An 18,635-nucleotide genomic window follows, 5' to 3' on the forward strand; every position below is an offset into this window, starting at 1 on the left:
GCGCAGCCGGAGCTTTGCCGCCGGCCTCGTGCGACAGGCGCTGCGGCGCGGCCCACGCGCTGCCGCGCATGGCCGGCCTCGCGGCCTGACCACGCGCCGGCCGCAGTGTAGACCCGCCTCCCCCCGACGGCAGCCCCCGGAGACACGCGATGCCGCCCCGTCCCGCACCGGACCGCCACCTGGCCCCGCTGATGCTGGTGTTTTCCGAGCCGCATCGCCGGCGCGAGGAAGCCGGCAGCGGCCGGCGCGCGTCGCACGGCCCGACCACCGAGCAGCGCCCCGGCCGCGCGGCGACCCGCCGGCAGATCGAGGACAGCTTCAAGGCGCGGGTGACGGCGCTCGCCGAGACCATCGATCTCGCCTCGGCCCGCGATCTCTCCGCCCATCCCCATGTCGCCGCCTCGATCCTCAACCACGGCCGGCCGGACGTCACCGCCATGGTGGCGGGGGCGAGCCGCCTCGACGATCTCGCCGCCTGCCTGCACAAGGCGCTGGAGAGCCACGAACCGGCGATCGTCGCCGGCAGTCTCAGCGTCCGCGAGGCCGAGGGGGACGCGTTTCGCCACGGCTTCAACGAGGTGAGCCAATCCCTGCGCTACGTGATCTCGCTCGACCTCACGTTCTCGCCGCTGCCGATCCCGGTAACCTTCCATGCCGATCTCGACGTCGCCGCCGGCAAGCTGCAGATCGACGCCGCCAGCCCGTCCGCGGCCTGAGCGACGCCATGGACGAGGCGCTGCTCTCCTCCTTCGAAGAAGAACTGGCCATCCTCTACGAGCGCGCCGAGGAGTTCGCCGCCGAGTTTCCGGGCGTCGCCGAGCGGCTCGGCGGCCTGAAGCGCGACACCGTCGATCCCGGCATCAAGGCGCTGCTGGAAGGCGCCGCCTTCATGGCCGCCCGGGTGCAGCTGCAGCTGAAGGCGGAATTTGCGACCTTCACCACCGAGCTTCTGGAGCAGCTCCTGCCCGGCCATCTGGAGCCGGTCCCCTCCTGCGCCCTCGTCGTGGCGCAGCCGCTTGCCGGCGGCGAGGCGGGCACCGGGCCGCGCGTCGTCCCCGCCGGCGCGATGATGGAGAGCACCCACCGCGACGCCCGGCGCGGCGTCGCCTGCCAGTTCCGCCTCGCCAGCCCGATCACCCGCTGGCCCGTCGAGCTCGTGGCGGCCGAATATCTGGCGTCGGCCGCCGCGATGCAGGCGCTGCGCGCCGGCTCGGGCGAGAGCGTCCTCGCCGGCCTGAAGATCAGCCTCCGACGCATCGCGCCGGCCGGCGCGCCGGGCGAGCCGGCAAAGCCGTTTTCCGACCTGCCGATCGAGGATCTGACCGTCCACATCCTCGGGGCGCGCGGCGAGCGGGACGCGATCTACGAGCAGCTCTTCGCGCGGCTCGAAGGCGTCGCCGTCCGTCATCTCGACGCCAACGGCGATCCGCGCTTTTCCCGCCCGCCCCCGGAGGCGGTCCGGCAGATCGGCTTTTCCCGGGACGAGGCGCTGTTTCCCGCCGACGACCGCTCGTCGCCCGGATTTACGCTTCTGCGCGAGTTCTTCGCCTTTCCGGACAAGTATCTCGGCTTCAGGCTGACCGGCCTTTCGGCCGCACTGAAGGGGGTCGCGGCGGGCGAGATCGACCTCGTCTTCGAGTTTTCCGAGGTCGATCCGAGCCTTGCCGCAAGGGTGTCGGCGAAGAGCTTCCAGCTCCATGCGGCGCCGGCGGTCAATCTCTTCGAGAAGCCCTGCGACCGCATCCGTCTCGGTGCCGAGCGCTTCGAGTACCAGGTGGTGCCCGATCGCAGCGCGCTGCTCGAATACGAGCCGCACCGGGTCATCAGGGTCGCCGCGATCCATGCGGGCAAGCAGGAGGGCGTCGCCGTCCTGCCGCTGCATGCGCCGGCGGCGGCGCTCGACGTCGCCGCAGCCGTGTCCGGCGGCGGGGGCGATGGGGCGGCGCTGACCTACACGACCAGGCGCCTGCCCCGGCGGACCACCGACCGCGAGCGCCGGCACGGCGACGGGCCGGCCTATCGGGGCACCGACCTGTTTCTCAGCCTCGGCGAGGGCTCGACGCCGGATCTGGGCCGGGCGCCGCGCGAACTCGCCGTCACCGCCCTCTGCTCCAATCGGCATCTCGCCGGCGAACTCGCCCATGTGGCGGGCGGCGGCAGGATGCGCCTCTTCGGCGACGGCGAGACGCGGCTGGAGGCCATCGCAGGGCCGACCGAGCCGCGGCGCTCGATCGTCACCCATCAAAGATCCGCCGGCGGCCCCGAGCGCGGCGAGATCCTGTGGCGGCTGGTGGCCTTCCTCGCCTTTTCCCATGACGGGCTCGCGGGCCATGATCCGAAGGCCGGCGCCGAGTCGCTCCGGGCGGTCCTGTCGCTCTATGCGGACCTCTCGGACATCGCCGCGGAACGGCGGCTGCGGGGCATCCTCGCTTTGTCCTGCCGCCCGGTGACCCGGCGGCTGCGGCGGCCGGACGGCTTTCACGGCGCCCGGGGCATCGAGGTGACGGTGCGGCTCGACGACGCCGCCTTCGAGGGCGCGGGGGTGATGCTGCTCGGCGCGGTGCTGGAGCGCTTCTTCGCCGATCTCGCCAGCGTCAATTCCTTCACCGAGACGGTGATCGAGACGCCCGCCCGCGGCGTCGTCAAGCGCTGGCCACCGCGCTCCGGCACCGGACCGGTGCTGTGAGCGGGCGGCGCGAGGATCCCCTGCAGGTGGAGGCGGCGGCGGGGGCCGGCATGGCCGCGCAGGCGCCGGCCGGTTCGCTGGCGGCCCGCGCGGCGGCGGATCCCGAATCCGTCGATCTGTTCCTGTTGCTCCGGGCGATCGAGCGCGGCGCCTTGGAAAAACCGCGCATCGGCCGGAGCCGTGCCGCCCGCGAGGACAGCGTGACGCTCGGCCAGGAGCCCTTCGCCGGATTTCCGGCGGGCAACGTCGCGCGTCTGGAGATCCGCGCCGGACGGCCGCATGTGACGACGCGGTTCCTCGGCTATTTCGGCCCGCAGGGCGCCCTGCCGCTCGCCACCACCCTCGACGCGCTCGCCTGGCGGGACGCGCGCGATCCGTCGTTCCTGCGCTTCACCGAAATCGTCTCGAACCGCTTCCTGCAGCTGTTCTTCCGGGCCTTCGCCGACGCCCGCGCCATCACCGAGGCCGACCGGCCGGCCGAGGATCGCTTTGCCGTCCATCTGGCGCGCCTTGCGGGCGGCGGCGGCGCGTCCTGCGGCAAGGCCGCCTCTGCGGCGGCGGGCGCGCGCATCGGCCTTGCCGGCCTCCTATCCGCCCGCGTGAAGACCCCGGCGCGGCTGTCGCAGCTCCTGGCCGCGACGCTCGGCATCGAGGCGCGGATCGTCGAGCGGGTGCCGTCCTGGCTGCGCTTCGAGCCGACCCAGCAGACGATGCTCGGCCGGGCGCGTTCACGCCTCGGGCGGGATACCGCGCTCGGGGCGCGCCAGCTGTCGCTCGGCGACAAGGTGGCGATCGAGATCCGCGCCGGGAGCCTTGCCGAATACCGCGCCCTGCTGCCCGGCGGCAAAAAGGCGGGGCCGCTGGCAGAGCTCGTCTTCCTCGCTTTCGGCCGCCATGTGGAGACCGAGATCCGCCTCGGCATCCCCGCTGATCTCGCGCCGCCGATGCGGCTCGGCGCGGCCGGCGAACTCGGCCTCACCGGCTGGATCGCGCCGCCGGGAACGCAAGCGGGCGATGGCCGAGCCGGGCGCTCCGTGCCCTACCGTTTCGACGCCCGCTACGTCCCCGGCGCTCCCGGCGCTACAGCTGCTTCGGGCGAGGGCCCGCCGCGACCCGCGCCGCCGCGAGACGCCACCCCGCAGGAGGCCCAGCCATGACCGACATCAGCTACGAGATCCTCACCGGCAAGCTGACGCCGCTCGCCCACGAGGCCTTCCGCAAGGCCTTCTGGCAGGCGAGGGAGGCCGGCAACCAGCATGTCGAGCTCGCCCATTTCCTGTTCCAGCTGGTCTCGGCCGAGGGCTCCGACGTCGCGCTGAGCCTCGATCATTTCGGCGTCTCCGCCGGTGCGGTGCTCGCCGAACTCGCGGACGCGATCGGCCGGGGCAAGCGCAACGTCACCGAGATGCCCTCGGTCGGCGCGGCGCTGGGGGAAAGCCTCGATCGCGGCTGGCTCTACGCCTCGCTGCTGTTCGGCTCGCCGGCGATCCGCAGCGGCCATGTGCTGGTCGGCGCGCTGCGGGACGAGGCGTTGCAGAAGACCCTCGCCGCAGCCTCGCGCAGCCTTGCCGGGATCGACGCCGGCCGGCTCGCCGACGCGGCCCGCACCGTCTGGGGCGGCTCGCCCGAGGAAACCCAGCGGCCGGTCGACGGCTCGTCGCTGCCGGAGGTTTCCGGCGGCCGGGCACCGGCGTCGGGGCTGTCGCCGGAGGATACGTCGCGCTCTCCCCTCGCCCGCTTCGCCACCGACCTCACCGCGGAGGCCGCGAGCGGCCGGATGGACCCGGTGGTCGGCCGCGACCACGAGATCCGCCAGATCGTCGACGTGCTCTCGCGCCGGCGCCAGAACAATCCGCTGCTGACCGGCGAGGCCGGCGTCGGCAAGACCGCCGTCGTCGAGGGCTTCGCCCAGCGGATCGCGGCCGGCGACGTCCCGCCATCACTGCGAAAGGTGAAGCTCCACGCCCTCGACGTCGGGCTGATGCAGGCGGGGGCCTCGGTGAAGGGCGAGTTCGAGCAGCGGCTGCGCGCCCTCGTCGACGAGGTCCAGGCCTCGCCCGAGCCGATCATCCTGTTCATCGACGAGGTCCACACGCTGGTCGGCGCCGGCGGCGCCAAGGGAACCGGCGACGCGGCGAACCTCCTGAAGCCGGCGCTGGCGCGGGGCACGCTGCGCACCATCGGCGCGACGACCTTTGCCGAATACCGCACCCATATCGAGAGCGACCCGGCCCTCACCCGCCGCTTCCAGCCGATCCCGATCGGCGAGCCGGACATCGCCCGGGCGGCGATCATGCTGCGCGGCCTCGCCCTGCCGATGGAGCGGCACCACGGGGTCCGCATCCTCGACGAGGCGGTGACCGCAGCGGTCTCCCTGTCGGCCCGCTACATCCCCGCCCGCCAGCTGCCGGACAAGGCCGTCAGCCTGCTCGACACGGCGGCGGCGCGGGTAGCGATCAGCCAGACGACGGTACCGGCACGCATCGCCGACCTTGCCGCCGCGATCGACGCGCTGGCGGCGGAAGGACGGGCCCTCGAGCGCGAGGCGGCTCTCACGGGGGAGACCGGCGAGCGGCGGAGCGAGATCGCCGCGGAGATCGCCGAGAAAACCGCCCGGCGCACGGCGCTCCTCGCCGCGCATGAGGAAGAGGCGGCGCTGGTGAAGACGATCGTCGCGCTGGCCGGCCCGGAGCGGGCGGCGAAGCCGCGGGCGGGCGGGGCGACGGATGGCGAAGCGCCGGTCGTCGAGGGCACGGCGGCCGATGGGGACGCGGTATCGCCCGCCCCGCCGCCGGAGCAAGACGGGACCCGCGACGAACTGGCGCACAGCCTCGCCGCGCTGGCCGCCATCGATCCCGACCGCCGGATGATCCACGCTCATGTGGATGCCGACGCCGTCGCCTCGGTCGTCTCCGACTGGACCGGCATTCCCGTCGGGCGGATGCTGCGCGACGAGATCGCCACCGTCCTCGGCCTCGCGGGCCTCCTGAAGAAGCGCGTCGTCGGCCAGGATCACGGGCTGGAGACGATCGCCCGGCGGATCCTGACCAGCCGGGCCGGCCTCGACGATCCGGGCAAGCCGGTGGGGGTGTTCCTCCTCTGCGGCCCCTCCGGCGTCGGCAAGACCGAGACGGCGCTGGCGCTCGCCGAAACCCTCTATGGCGGCGAAGAGAACCTCGTCACCATCAACATGTCGGAGTTCCAGGAGGCGCACACCGTCTCGGCCCTGAAGGGCGCGCCGCCGGGCTATGTCGGCTATGGCGAGGGCGGCAGGCTGACCGAGGCGGTGCGGCGGCGGCCCTATTCGGTCGTCCTCCTCGACGAGGTGGAAAAGGCCCATCCCGACGTCCACGAATTGTTCTTCCAGGTGTTCGACAAGGGCTGGATGGAGGACGGCACCGGACGGCGCATCGATTTCCGCAACACGCTGATCATCCTCACCTCGAATGTCGGCACCGAGGCGATCATGGCCGCCAGCGGCGAGGGGCTGCGCGACATTGCGGTCGAGGAGCTGGACCGCCTGCTGCGGCCGGAGCTTCTGGACGTCTTTCCCCCGGCGCTGATCGGCCGCATGGTGACGGTGCCCTACCGGCCGCTGTCGGCCGAGATGCTGGAGGCGATCGTCCGGCTGCAGCTCGCCCGCATCGTCGAACGGGTGAAGGAGAGCCAGCGGGCGGCGCTGCGGATCGACGATGCGGTGGTGGCGGAAATCGTCGGCCGCTGCCGCGACCCGCAGTCGGGCGGCCGGATGATCGACCGGATCGTCACCCAGACGCTTCTGCCGGAACTCTCGCGGAAATTCCTCGAGGCGATGGTGTCCGGCGACGTCGCGACGACGGCGCATGTCGGGCTCGGCGAGGACGGGGCGTTCGTGGTCGCGGTGGAATGAGACGATACGGGGTCCTATGCCAGGCAACGCCCCTCGCGGGCCAAGCAACGCCTGGTGCGGGGCAAGCGCCGGGCCTCGCCCGCAACAGGCGGACTTCCGGCGGCAAGGATAAACTCCGGCGGGGTCAAGGGACGGTTCGGCTTTGGGGGCCGAACCGTCCGAGTCGCCTCCCCGGCAACTCCCGCCGCGGCAGCACATTCGATTGCTGCTCTCCGTGGTCTTCCACGATTTGAGTCAATACAATGGTCGGGCTGCGGGTGGTAGTGGCCGGAATCCTCGGTCCAAAGGAATTGGCAACTCTCGTTACCAGATCGTTACTTCATCCACAGGCAATTGCGGCGCCTCTGGAAAAGTCGCGGTCCGGCGGAGCCGGCGTGAGCCCGGGCGTTTTCGAGGCAGGCCACCGAAACCAAGGCCCGCGGCGCAGATGCCGCGCGGCGCGATCCGCTCAGAGACGTTCGGCAAGCGCCTTCGACGGCCAGCAGGTCTCCGGCAGGCCGAGGACCTGTTCCATCACGCCGATCGAGCGGCGGGTCCTGAAGCCCGCGAGGCCGTCCACCGTGCCGACGTCGTGGCCGCTCACCACGAGCTGCTGCTGCAGGCGGAGGACGTCGCCACGGGTGAGCCGGTCGGCCGGCTGCCAGCGCCCTGTCAGGGGCCCCGCCCCGAGGATGCGGTCGGCGACGTGGCCGACGAACAGGGCGTAGAGGTCGGAGTTGTTGTATGCCTTGATGACGTAGAAGTTCGGCGTCGCGACGAATGTGGGCCCGAGCCGGCCGCCGGGAAACAGGAGATGGCCCGGCGAGTTCATCTCATTGGCCGGGAACGGCCGGCCGGACACCCGCGTCACCCCCGCCGCGACGAGATCGGCGATGCGGAACGCCTGGTCCGGGCCCTCGCCCCGGCAGGAGACGGAGGCCGGGATCATCGCCTCGAAGCCCCAGTCGCGGCCGGTCCGCCAGCCGGCGGCCTTCAGGTAGTTGGCGATCGAGGCGAGCGTGTCGGGCACCGAATTCCAGATGTCGCGCCGGCCGTCGCCGTCGAAATCCACCGCGTATTGCAGGAACTTCGACGGCATGAACTGGGGCTGGCCGAGGGCGCCGGCCCAGGACGACTTCATCTGGGAGACCGTCAGGTGGCCGTCGGCGACGATCTGCAACGCGGCGACCAGTTCCTCGCGGAACATCTCCTTGCGGCGCGACAGATAGGCCTTGGTGCCCAGCACCTCGAAGGCGTTCATCGGGATCTTCGCCGCGCCGAAGGCCGATTCGCGGCCCCAGATGGCGAGGATGATCGGTGACGGCACGCCGCTTTGCCGCTCGATGCGCGCGAGGAGATCGCGATGCTTCGCCAAAAGCCGCCGGCCGGTCGCCGCATTGCCGGCGACGGCGCGCTCGGAGAGATAGTCGGCACCGCTCTTGAACTCGGCCTGAAAGTTGATCTCGGCGACGGTGTCCTTCCCGCCGGGCAGAATCAGGTCCGGCAGCCTGGTGTTCGGCGAGACGCCCCTGAAGGCTTCGTCGAACACGGCGCGCGGAACGCCCCTCGCCCGCGCCTCGGGCCAGATCTCGGCCTCCAGATAGCGGCGGAAGCCTTCATCGAGCGCGGCCGCCCTCGCCGGCAGGGCGAAGGCGAGGAGAAGGGCGAGACAAGCGAGGCAGAGACGGGTCATCATGGGCTCCCTGATAGCCTCCGGCGGATGACGCCGAAAGGCGCGATCGCGGCCCGGCCGATCACCGTCCCTTGAACACCGGCCGGCGCTTTTCGGCAAAGGCTGCGACCGCGTCGCGAAAATCCTCGCTGAGATAGGCTTCGAGGAGGAGATCGCGGTCGCCGGCTCCCGCCCCGTCGCGGCGCAGGCGCCGCAGCGCCTCCTTGGTGGCCGACAGCGTGATCGGCGCCAGATCCGCAATCCCCGCCGCCATCTCTTCGGCCGCCGCGAGGAGGGCCGGGCGATCGGCGACGACGCGGCTGACGAGGCTGATCGCCTGCGCTTCCTCGGCGCCGATCAACCGGGCCGTGAGCATGAGCTCGCGCAGCCGCGACAGGCCGACCAGCTCTCCGACGCGGGCGAGGTTCTCCACCGACAGGGCGTTGCCGAGGGTGCGGGCGATGGGAAAGCCGAAGCGCAGGTTCTGCGCGGCAAGCCGGATGTCGGCCGCGCAGGCGATGGCTGCGCCGCCGCCGGTGGCAGCCCCCGCCATCGCCGCGATCACCGGCACCGGACAGGCCTCGATGGCGCGGAAGACGCGCTCCATCAGCGCCTCGTAGCCGAGCACTGCCGCTGCGTCCGTCACGGTCCGGAAGGTGGCGATGTCGGTGCCGGCGGCAAAGGCCCGCTCACCCGCACCGACGATGACGAGGCAGCGGATGTCGCCGTCCCGCGCGATGGCTTCGCAGATCTCGGCGAGGCGCTCGTACATCGGCAGGGTGAGCGCGTTCATCGCGTCCGGCCGGTCGAGGGTGATCCAGCCGGTCCGGCCGCGGATCTCGAAGGTCAGCGGGCCGTCCTGCCGGTGCGCCGCCGCGGGTCCATTCGTCTGGCCGGCCGGTGTGCCGTCCGTTTTCGTGGCGTCCATGCCGCTTCCTCCCTGCCCCGCGGAACCCACCGTCCGATACGCGCGAACCCGCGACCAGGGCAACGAAAAAGCCCGGTATCGACGATACCGGGCTTGCAGGGTCTGCGCCGATCGAAGCGCGACATCAGGTCGGGGGGCATCAGAAGCGCCCCGCCGATAGGACAGGTTCGCCATCCGCGCCGGACATCGACACCCGTCCCGGACGATGCCCTCGTCCGGCGGCCTCGCCTCAGCTGTTCATGTCCCGCAGCTCGGTGATGTATTCCTTCGGCAGGTTCAGCGGGCTCGGCGTCTTGAAGCCCATGTGGCGGGCGATGTCGGAGACGAAGGCGCTGCAGTTGTAGGTCACCGCGTTCCAGACGGGGCTGCGCGCCTGGAGATTGTGAATGTAGGACGCGATCTCGTTGTACTGCGCCGGGGTCAGCGGAATGGTCCACTCGGCGAGGAGATAGGCACGCTCGGTGTCGCCGTCGCTGGCGCCGGTTTCCGAGGGGACGGGCAGGATGTGGCCGATCATGTAGGGCACGACGCTGGTCGAGGCCGGATGCAGGCCGGCGACCTCGGTCATGCTCGGGACCAGCACGCCCTGCGAATCATAGGGAACGCGGCCCTTGGCGTCGAGCTTGCCGAACACCACGAAGGTATGGCCGTAGCTCTCGGCATTGCGGGCGCGAAACGAGATGAAGTAGGGCTTGGACAGCGCGGCGGTGGCGGTCGGCGCATAGGCGGCGGCCTGGACGAAGCCGTCGCTGGAGGCGACCTTGTTCGCCATGACGCTGTTGCTGGTCGAAGCCGTCGACGTGCATCCGGCAACGGCGAGGCTCAGGAGCGCTGCAGCCACCAGCCGAAGGAATGAGGGAAGCATACTGCCACCTTTCTCGAAAACAAAACGTGAGACCCGATCAAACTTGTTCTTTTACGGGCAACTGTCATGACGCATACAGACCAACAAACCGTCACCAGAAGTGCGGCGTGGCGTCATGTCACGCTGTCGATGCTCCAGCCATGGAGCGAAGCGCAGGTTTCCTGTCGAAGATCTGAGATCGATCGCGTGGCAAGGAAATGCGCTGGGGTCGGCTCGGTTCCGTCACCGAATTGCCGGCGGCCCGTGGGCCGTCCGGCAGATTGAAGAGGGAGAGCCACGAGGGCTCTCCCTCGATGTCAGCAGGGATCAACCCTTGGTGACGTAGGCCGGCTCGGAGTACGCCGGCTCGACCGGGGCCTTGCCCTTGCCCTTGCCGACGCCCTTGCCCATGCAGCCGGCGAAGGTTGCGAGAGCGAAGCACGCGACCGATGCGATGATGACTTTCTTCATAGTAACTACCTATTCGTGCCTGTCGGTTGATTGCCGCAGTTCAAATTCCCGACGCGATTGCGGCCGGTGCGCTCGGAACCTGTTGCCAAAACACGCTAGCGGCAAGTGCCTAAAAGCCACAGTGCCTACCGAACGTCTTGAAGCTATCCTGATCGTCGTTAACAAATTGTATCCGAGGTGTTTCGGACCGTTAGCAACCCCTTGCCGGACAGGCTCGTGCGACGCCAGTGTCACAGTTGCGGGGGTCTTGGCAAGGGCGTTGCCGGATGGTCGCAGCGGGCCCGAAATCGTCACCGACGCCACGCCGAAGCCCCACCGGATCACGGCAGGCGAATCGTTTGCTATCAAACCGTTGCACAGCCGGCGGTTGGTTCCGCCACAGCCGCGCCGGCGCGCCGGCCCGACGTCGGGGCGACGTAGCGCAAGACTTGCCCGTTTGCGCTCCCGATGCCCGCGCTCAAGCAACGGCGCATCCTGTTCTTCCGTCACCTGACGTCGCAGCCGCCACGACCGTGTCCCGGCCGGATCGGCCGCGGCTGCCGCAAGCACTGTCGGTGCGGCTTCTGACTTGCGGCATCGCCGACATGGTCGCGGGCCAGGACGTACCCCGGGCGCCAAGTCTTCCAGAGGACGAAACCTTGTGGGCGGAGGCACGATCGTTGCTCCGGCGGACTTCTGCCTTCGAAAGCCTTGCGCCGGTGAGAGCGCGCCGGACGATAGCGCCGCCGCGAGGATCACTGGCCGAGCGGTGCCGGCGGAATCACCCCGGCCGGCGCCAGGAGGCCCGGCGCGTTCTGCACGGCGACTTCCGACTCGGTCACGAGAACCGAACCCGGCGGGCCCTTGATCACGACCCGCGCCTCGCCGATCGCCGCGCGGTTCTGCTGGAGAATCGTCGGCCGCTCGGCGTCGAGGAGAATCGTGCCGGGCTGGCCGGTCGCCTCCGCGAACCGTGCGGACAGATCCTCGCGGGTGGTGGCGCAGGCCTGGTAGGCGTTCTCGGCGACCACGTCGTCGGACAGGCCGAGCGTCACCTGCTTGACGCTTTCATCGTAGTTGCAGAAGGCGTCGGCCCGCAGCGCCACGTCGAAGCCGCCGGTGACCGGGCCGTACTGGGACTGGATGACCGCCTTTCGGGCGTTGTAGTCGTTGAGATAGGTCTTGCGCATCGCCAGCCGGCACTGGGCATAGACGAGTTCGCCGGGGCGCATCAGCAGGCTCTGGCAATGGGCGTCGTCGACCGGCGCCTCGAGATCCAACGCCTCGTCGATGCCGTCATTGGTGACGCAGCCGGACAGGGTGCCCGACAGGGGCAGGAGAATGGCGGCGAGAGCCATCAGTCGCATCGTGGTCACATCCAAAGAAGAGGTCGCGGCGCCCGCCCCCGTGGTTTCGTTCACGGGGCGTGGCGACGCCGGCGGCCGTTCCTCGCCTGCCGGTTCGCCCCACCCGCCGCGCGGGCGGCCGGCGGCGACGCCAGTCGCAAGAGCCGGGCCTTCGTCTGCCATGACCTCGTGAAGCTCAATGCGGCGAAGGTGTGGCGCCGGGCGGCGCCAGCCGTCCCGCACTGCAAAAAAGCCCGGCTATTGCGCCGCCACCACCTCGTCGCTCCGCCCTATTCTTCGGTTCGCACGACCTTGCGGACCTCGGCCTCCAGCGCTTCGGTGGTCTTCTTGGCGGCGCAGGTCCGGGTCGGGCTGATGGTGACCTGCTGCTCCAGATCGCCGGCATCCACCGGGCAGACGTCGCTGGCGATGTCGGGGGAGACCATGACCGTCAGCGGAATCTGCGAGGTCTTGCGGGACAGCTTCTCGGCGATGGAGGTCTTCACCTCCCAGTCGCCGAGCGACACCTCCACCAGGGCGTCGACCGGATCGACGGCAATCGGATCCTCCTCGGCGGAAATCGCCGGCTGCGCGAGGCTCTGCCCGCTCCCGACGCCCAGCGCCATCAGGGCCGCCAGCAACGGGACGGCCAGCCATCGCTTGTGTCTTCTGCCATCGGTACGCGATGTCATCGCACTGGTGCTCCAAACGTTTCGTGTTCCGCGCCGGAACTGCCAGCCCGAGATCTTCGGCGCGGCGCCTTCCTTGAACGCGGACGGAAGGCTGGCGCGCGATCGGCTGAAGTCAAATTTCCCCAGAGGAAGACTCACGGCCCGGCCCGCAGCTCTCGCATCAGATAATCTTACTGGCCCGGTAAGCCGCGCTTTGCGGCCCGTGCTTTGATCGAACCAGCCGATCGAGCAATAGAAGATCGCCGCCAGACCAAAAACTCATGGCTGCCATGCTATTGTGCGCCGCAGCAATCGGCAATATGTCTGCGGTCAACACGGACGAAACAAGCAACGAGGCAATCCCCATGAAGACGAAGATGATCACCGCGGCAGCAATTCTTGTCGGCCTCGCAACGGGCGCCGGCGCAGCGGATCTGAAGCCGGCGAGCGGCCACACGATCAATCTCGGCGCGGTCAACGGATCGGCCTACTACACCGTCGAGGACGGCGGCCTGCGCCTGGTGGCGACGGTGGCCGGCGGCGAGACCTCGGCTCCCGTCCGCTTCATCTCCACCCTCGCCGACGGTCAGGCCATGACGATCTCGGTGCCGGCCTCCGGCGGCGCCGAGGAACTCACCTTCCGCCGCATCGGCGACCGGCTGGTGGTCGAGGACGAGCAGGACCTGCGCGCCTCGCTGGCGCAGTAAAGGGCTGGCCGATCGTTTCGATCGGACGGCGGATCGAGCCCGCGCGGCGCTCGAAAAGATGTGAGGTCCGGCCCCCAAAAGTCTGGGTCGGACGTCGTTGAGACCCGGGACGCAGCGATGCGCCCGCAAGGGCCGGCGCGATGGGGCGCGCGCCGGCCTTTCCTCCTTTCAGCCCGTTCCCCTTCTCAGGCCTTTTCCCCTTTCAGGCCTGCTCCCTCTCCGGCCCCCTCCTTCGGGCCTTTCCGGCCTTTTGCTCGTCTGGCGCTTTTCAGGCGGGACATTCGCTGGCATTCTCGCACCATGATCGAGATCCTGCCGAACGACGCTCTCATCGTCGTCGACGTCCAGAGCGACTTCTGTGTCGGCGGCGCGCTCGCCGTGCCGGATGGAGACGCCGTCGTGCCGGTGGTGAACCGGCTGGCGGAGCTGTTTCCCGTCGTCGTCCTCACTCAGGACTGGCACACGCCGGGCCATGTCTCCTTCGCCTCCAGCCACGACGCGGCGCCCTTCGCTACGACAGAACTCGCCTATGGCACGCAGGTGCTGTGGCCGGATCACTGCGTCATGGGCACCGAGGGCGCGGCGTTCCATCCGGAGCTCAAGGTCCCCGCCGCGCAGATGGTGGTGCGCAAGGGTTTCCATCCCGAGGTCGACAGCTACTCGGCCTTCCTCGAGGCCGACCACGCGACCGCGACCGGGCTCGCCGGCTATCTGCGGGAGCGCGGCGTGAAGCGGCTCTTCGTCTGCGGCCTCGCCACCGACTTCTGCGTCGCCTGGACCGCGATGGACGGGCGCAAGACCGGCTTTGCCGTCACCGTCATCGAGGATGCCTGCCGGGCGATCGATCTCGGCGACTCCCTTGCCAAGGCCTGGACCGACATGGCCGGGCTCGGCGTCGAGCGCGCGGTTTCGGCCGATCTCGTCTCTGCGTGACGGAGGCGGCGGCGTGACGCGGCCTTCCGGCGACAGCGCGATCTTCATCCTGACGGGTGCCGGGATCTCCGCCGAATCCGGCGTCGAGACCTTTCGCGACAAGGGCGGGATCTGGTCGAAGGTCCGGCTGGAGGACGTCGCGACGCCGGAAGGCTTCGCCCGCGATCCGGATAAGGTGCACGCATTCTACAATGCCCGCCGCGCCGGGCTTTCGAGCGCCCTGCCGAATCCCGCCCATCGCGCCCTCGCGCGGCTGGAGCGCGACTTTCCCGGCCGCCTCACCCTCGTCACCCAGAACATCGACGATCTGCACGAGCGGGCCGGCTCGAATGACGTCGTCCACATGCATGGCGAACTCTCCCGCTCTCTCTGCGGCCATTGCGGGGCGAAGGCCGACGCGTCGGCCGCGCTGTCGACGGCGACCGCCTGCCATGCCTGCGGCCGCGAAGGCGGCATGCGCCCGGACGTCGTCTGGTTCGGCGAGATGCCCTACCGGATGGACGAGATCTATGAACGGCTGGTCGAAGCCGATCTCTTCGTCTCGATCGGCACCTCCGGCGCCGTCTATCCGGCGGCGGGCTTCGTTGCCGAGGCGCGCTCGGCCGGCATCCGCACGCTGGAACTCAACCTCGAACCCTCCGAGGGCACCTTCCTGTTCGACGAGGCGCGGCACGGCCCCGCCACGGCCCTCGTCCCCGCCTTCGTCGAGGCCGTCCTCGCCGGCGTGCCCGCCGCCGGAAGGCCGCGATAGTCTGGCTCAAGATTGCCGTGCGAGCGTTGCTGTCGGACCGGCGAGACCGGGGCCGGACCCGGATACGGAAAGGCAGCCTGACGCAGGCGTGAATTCCCGGCGCCGCATCCGCGCCGCTTTGTCGGTCGAACCTGCCCGTGGCGTGCGCGCAGCATCCCGTGCCGAGGGCCTGTAGCGGGAGCGATCACGTCGAAGGTGAAGCGTCCGGACGGTTGCAAGCCTTGCCGCATCTCGAGCCGCGGCCCACTTGATTCCATGGCCGCCGGGTGAAACTGTTTTGCACTGCGGCATGGCGGCGCGGCATGATGGCGAAGCGTTCGACACACACAGGCTGACCGGCGGGCGCATAGTTGCGCATCCGGGCGGCAAAGACAATGGAAAACGCCGGGTGATTTTGAAATTTAATGATTGTTTCCAACGGTTTGAGATGTAGCATGGCGTAGTCGGGACTGACGGGCATGCCCCGCGAGGACACCTCGAAGCATGCCGTGGCGAATGGAGGTGGGTGATGAGCACATTGTTCGACCAGTACGCCAGGACATACGAGCAGCGGCGCGAAACGCTGATGTCGCTGTCGCAGTTTCTCGAGAATTGCCGGGAGGATCCGATCCTCTATGCCGGGCCGCACGAGCGGCTGCTGGCGGCGATCGGCGAGCCGGAGATGGTGGACACGTCCATGGACTCTCGGCTCGGGCGGATCTTCCAGAACCGCACGATCCGCACCTACAAGGCCTTTCCGGACTTCTACGGCATGGAGGAGACGGTCGAGCGGATCGTCGCCTTCCTGCGCCAGGCCGCGCAGGGGCTCGAGGAGCGCAAGCAGATCCTCTACCTGCTCGGCCCGGTCGGCGGCGGCAAGTCGTCGCTGGCGGAGCGGATCAAATATCTGATCGAGAACCAGCCGATCTACGTGCTGAAGGCCGGCGACGAGCTCTCGCCGGTGTTCGAGAGCCCGCTCGTCCTGTTCGATCCGACGACGATGGGCGAGATGCTGGAGGCCGAATACGGCATTCCCCGCCGGCGCCTGTCGGGGCTGATGAGCCCCTGGTGCGTCAAGCGCCTCGACGAGTTCGGCGGCGACATCTCGAAATTCAAGGTGGCCAAGCTGATGCCCTCGCGGCTGAAGCAGATCGGCGTCGCCAAGACCGAGCCCGGCGACGACAACAACCAGGACATCTCCTCCCTCGTCGGCAAGGTGGACATCCGCCGGCTGGAGACCTTCGCCCAGAACGACCCGGACGCCTATTCCTATTCCGGCGGCCTCAACCGGGCGAACCAGGGCGTGCTCGAATTCGTCGAGATGTTCAAGGCGCCGATCAAGATGCTGCATCCGCTCCTGACGGCGACGCAGGAAGGCTCCTATGTCGGCTCGGAGAACATCGGCGCGATCCCCTTCACCGGCATGATCATGGCCCACTCGAACGAATCGGAATGGAAGAGCTTCAAGAACAACAAGAACAACGAGGCCTTCATCGATCGCATCTACGTGATCAAGGTGCCCTACTGCCTGCGGGTGGACGAGGAGACCAAGATCTACGAGAAGCTCGTATCGGGCTCGGAACTCGCCGAGGCGCCCTGCGCGCCCGACACCTTGTCGATGCTGGCGCGCTTCGCCGTCCTGTCGCGGCTGAAGCCGCACGAGAACTCCTCGCTCTACGCCAAGATGCGCGTCTATAACGGCGAGAGCCTGCGCGAGGTCGACCCCAAGGCCCGCACCCTGCAGGAATACCGGGACGCGGCCGGCGTCGACGAGGGCATGAACGGCATCTCCACCCGGTTCGCCTTCAAGGCGCTGTCGGCGACGTTCAACCACGACACCGAGGAGGTGGCGGCCGATCCGGTGCATCTGATGTATGTGCTGGAACAGGCGGTGCGCCGCGAGCAGTTTCCGGAAGACATCGAGAGCGACTATCTGGAATTCATCAAGGCCGAGCTCGCGCCCCGCTACGCCGAGTTCATCGGCAACGAGATCCAGAAGGCCTATCTCGAAAGCTATCACGACTACGGCCAGAACCTCTTCGACCGCTACGTCTCCTATGCCGACGCCTGGATCGAGGATCAGGACTACAAGGATCCCGACACCGGCCAGCTGCTCGACCGGGACCTTCTGAACCAGGAGCTCACCAAGATCGAGAAGCCGGCGGGCATCGCCAACCCGAAGGACTTCCGCAACGAGGTGGTGAAGTTCTCGCTGCGCTCGAGAGCCGCCAATCGCGGCCGCAACCCCTCCTGGACCAGCTACGAGAAGATCCGCGACGTCGTCGAGAAGCGGATGTTCAGCCAGGTCGAGGATCTCCTGCCGGTGATCTCCTTCGGATCGAAGAAGGATTCGGAGACCGAGAAGAAGCACAACGAGTTCGTCGAGCGGATGGTCGAGCGCGGGTTTACGCCAAGGCAGGTGCGGCGACTCGTCGAATGGTATATGCGTGTCAGACAGGCGAGCTGAGGATACTCAGGCTTTCCACGGGATCAGCTATGCACATCATCGACCGTCGCCGCGACCCCGGGGGCAAGAGCCTCGCCAACCGCCAACGCTTCATGCGGCGCGCGAGGGCTCTGGTGAAGCAGGCGGTGCGCGAGGCCGCCGGCAGCCGCAAGATCCGCGAGATCGACGGCGGCGGCGCCGTGACGATCCCGGCGGACGACGTCCACGAGCCGAGCTTCCACGCCGGCCGGGACGGCGGCATGCGCGACTATGTCCTGCCCGGCAACAAGAAATTCGTCTCCGGCGATCGCATCCAGCGGCCGAAGCAAGGCGCCGGCTCCGGCTCGCAGGGGAGCGCCGACGGCGAGGGCGAGGACAGTTTCCGCTTCGTCCTGTCGCGGGACGAATTCCTCGACCTGTTCCTGGAAGATCTCGAACTGCCCAATCTCGCCAAGCGGCAGGTGATGGGTGACGCCGCCGAGAAGCGGCATCCGGCCGGCTTCAAGACCTCCGGATCGCCGGCCTCGCTGTCGGTCGGGCGGACCATGCGGCGCAGCCTGTCGCGCCGGATCGCGCTGAAGCGGCCGAACCCGGCCGAGCTCGAGGCGATGCGCCAGGAGCTGAGCGAGCTCGAGGCGGCGGGCGGCGAGGCCGCCCGCATCACCGCCCTGAAGGCCGAGATCGAGCGGCAGGAGCGGCGCGCCCGGGTCATCCCCTTCATCGACCCGGTGGACCTGCGCTACCGGCGCATCGAGGTGACGCCGGAGCCGATCGCACGGGCGGCGATGTTCTGCCTGATGGACGTCTCGGCGTCGATGGACGAGCACATGAAGGACCTCGCCAAGCGGTTCTTCTCGCTGCTCTACCTGTTCCTGACGCGGCGCTACAAGCAGGTCGAGATCGTCTTCATCCGCCACACCCACGAGGCCAAGGAGGTCGACGAGGAGACCTTCTTCCACTCGCGGGAATCCGGCGGCACGGTGATCTCCTCGGCGCTGATCGAGATGGCGAAGGTCGCCAAGACGCGGTTCCCGCCGGACCAGTGGAACATCTATGCCGCGCAGGCTTCGGACGGCGACAACCTCTCCTCCGACAACGCCCGCTCGGTGGCGCTTCTGCGCGAGACCATCCTGCCGATGTCGCAATACTACGCCTATCTGCAGGTCGGGCGCGGCGACTACGACCGGGAGGACGGCGTCTTCGCCCGCCAGGAGACGACGCTGTGGCGGGCCTATCAGGAGCTGATCCGGCCGAACCTGCCGATGGCGATGCGCAAGGTGAACGACCGGCGCGACATCTATCCGGTGTTCCGCGAACTGTTCGAGCGCCGCGACGAAATGGCGGAGACGTGAGC

At 69.1% G+C, this 18,635-nt stretch carries 17 protein-coding genes; 9 read left to right on the forward strand and 8 right to left on the reverse strand.

All coding sequences use genetic code 11. The features are described from left to right. The first annotated feature begins 149 nt into the window (after nucleotides 1-149). From ATO4_RS16700 to tssH, 4 genes are read left to right on the forward strand one after another with little or no spacing between them, the layout of a single operon-like run. Complete coding sequence (locus tag ATO4_RS16700) at nucleotides 150-716, forward strand: hypothetical protein (RefSeq protein WP_083592668.1); 567 nt, start codon at nucleotides 150-152, stop codon at nucleotides 714-716. An 8-nt stretch (nucleotides 717-724) separates the two neighbouring features. After that, nucleotides 725-2,686, forward strand: coding sequence for a type VI secretion system baseplate subunit TssF (gene tssF, locus ATO4_RS16705; protein WP_083592669.1), 1,962 nt, complete (start codon nucleotides 725-727; stop codon nucleotides 2,684-2,686). After that, entirely contained in the window at nucleotides 2,683-3,843 is a 1,161-nt protein-coding gene (gene tssG / locus ATO4_RS16710; RefSeq protein WP_139802507.1) for a type VI secretion system baseplate subunit TssG, read from the forward strand. The genes tssF and tssG overlap by 4 nt, the downstream gene beginning before the upstream one ends. Continuing rightward, nucleotides 3,840-6,575, forward strand: a complete 2,736-nt coding sequence (gene tssH, locus ATO4_RS16715) for a type VI secretion system ATPase TssH (protein WP_083592671.1) — start codon at nucleotides 3,840-3,842, stop codon at nucleotides 6,573-6,575. The genes tssG and tssH overlap by 4 nt, the downstream gene beginning before the upstream one ends. A gap of 448 nt (nucleotides 6,576-7,023) precedes the next feature. Here the strand turns inward: tssH and ATO4_RS16720 are convergent, their stop codons facing one another. The 7 genes from ATO4_RS16720 to ATO4_RS27230 form a co-directional block, all read right to left on the reverse strand. After that, a complete protein-coding gene (locus tag ATO4_RS16720; RefSeq protein WP_083592672.1) occupies nucleotides 7,024-8,250 on the reverse strand; it encodes a lytic murein transglycosylase in 1,227 nt (408 codons plus the stop codon). Between the two features lie 58 nt (nucleotides 8,251-8,308). Next, a complete protein-coding gene (locus ATO4_RS16725; protein WP_083592673.1) occupies nucleotides 8,309-9,154 on the reverse strand; it encodes an enoyl-CoA hydratase in 846 nt (281 codons plus the stop codon). A gap of 229 nt (nucleotides 9,155-9,383) precedes the next feature. Then, on the reverse strand, nucleotides 9,384-10,019 hold the full coding sequence (locus tag ATO4_RS16730; RefSeq protein WP_083592674.1) for a hypothetical protein: 636 nt from the start codon (nucleotides 10,017-10,019) through the stop codon (nucleotides 9,384-9,386). Between the two features lie 306 nt (nucleotides 10,020-10,325). Next, nucleotides 10,326-10,469 carry an ABC transporter gene (locus ATO4_RS27225; RefSeq protein ID WP_139802508.1) on the reverse strand — a complete coding sequence of 48 codons (144 nt, stop codon included), beginning with the start codon at nucleotides 10,467-10,469 and terminating at the stop codon, nucleotides 10,326-10,328. 734 nt (nucleotides 10,470-11,203) lie between these two features. Further along, entirely contained in the window at nucleotides 11,204-11,815 is a 612-nt protein-coding gene (locus tag ATO4_RS16735; protein ID WP_139802509.1) for a hypothetical protein, read from the reverse strand. 269 nt (nucleotides 11,816-12,084) lie between these two features. Then, nucleotides 12,085-12,624 (reverse strand): hypothetical protein, encoded by a 540-nt coding sequence (locus ATO4_RS16740; protein WP_139802510.1) that lies wholly within the window; start codon nucleotides 12,622-12,624, stop codon nucleotides 12,085-12,087. 22 nt (nucleotides 12,625-12,646) lie between these two features. After that, complete coding sequence (locus ATO4_RS27230) at nucleotides 12,647-12,850, reverse strand: hypothetical protein (RefSeq protein WP_139802511.1); 204 nt, start codon at nucleotides 12,848-12,850, stop codon at nucleotides 12,647-12,649. Between ATO4_RS27230 and ATO4_RS16745 the strand changes: the two genes are divergently transcribed. From ATO4_RS16745 to ATO4_RS16755, 3 genes are all read left to right on the forward strand, one after another. Next, nucleotides 12,831-13,172, forward strand: a complete 342-nt coding sequence (locus ATO4_RS16745) for a hypothetical protein (protein ID WP_083592677.1) — start codon at nucleotides 12,831-12,833, stop codon at nucleotides 13,170-13,172. The genes ATO4_RS27230 and ATO4_RS16745 overlap by 20 nt on opposite strands. Before the next feature lie 300 nt (nucleotides 13,173-13,472). Further along, complete coding sequence (gene pncA / locus ATO4_RS16750) at nucleotides 13,473-14,105, forward strand: bifunctional nicotinamidase/pyrazinamidase (RefSeq protein WP_083592678.1); 633 nt, start codon at nucleotides 13,473-13,475, stop codon at nucleotides 14,103-14,105. A 13-nt stretch (nucleotides 14,106-14,118) separates the two neighbouring features. Continuing rightward, nucleotides 14,119-14,856 (forward strand): NAD-dependent deacylase, encoded by a 738-nt coding sequence (locus ATO4_RS16755; protein WP_245308787.1) that lies wholly within the window; start codon nucleotides 14,119-14,121, stop codon nucleotides 14,854-14,856. A gap of 184 nt (nucleotides 14,857-15,040) precedes the next feature. On the opposite strand, the gene ATO4_RS27235 is transcribed toward ATO4_RS16755, so the two are convergent. Beyond that, nucleotides 15,041-15,316, reverse strand: a complete 276-nt coding sequence (locus ATO4_RS27235; RefSeq protein ID WP_139802512.1) for a hypothetical protein — start codon at nucleotides 15,314-15,316, stop codon at nucleotides 15,041-15,043. Between the two features lie 48 nt (nucleotides 15,317-15,364). Between ATO4_RS27235 and ATO4_RS16760 the strand changes: the two genes are divergently transcribed. Continuing rightward, nucleotides 15,365-17,302: a PrkA family serine protein kinase gene (locus ATO4_RS16760; RefSeq protein ID WP_083592680.1), complete on the forward strand. Its 1,938-nt coding sequence runs from the start codon at nucleotides 15,365-15,367 to the stop codon at nucleotides 17,300-17,302. 29 nt (nucleotides 17,303-17,331) lie between these two features. Further along, nucleotides 17,332-18,633, forward strand: a complete 1,302-nt coding sequence (locus ATO4_RS16765; protein ID WP_083592681.1) for a YeaH/YhbH family protein — start codon at nucleotides 17,332-17,334, stop codon at nucleotides 18,631-18,633. The last annotated feature ends 2 nt before the right edge of the window (nucleotides 18,634-18,635 follow it).

Source organism: Aurantimonas sp. 22II-16-19i, from assembly GCF_002088275.1.
GTDB lineage: Bacteria > Pseudomonadota > Alphaproteobacteria > Rhizobiales > Rhizobiaceae > Jiella.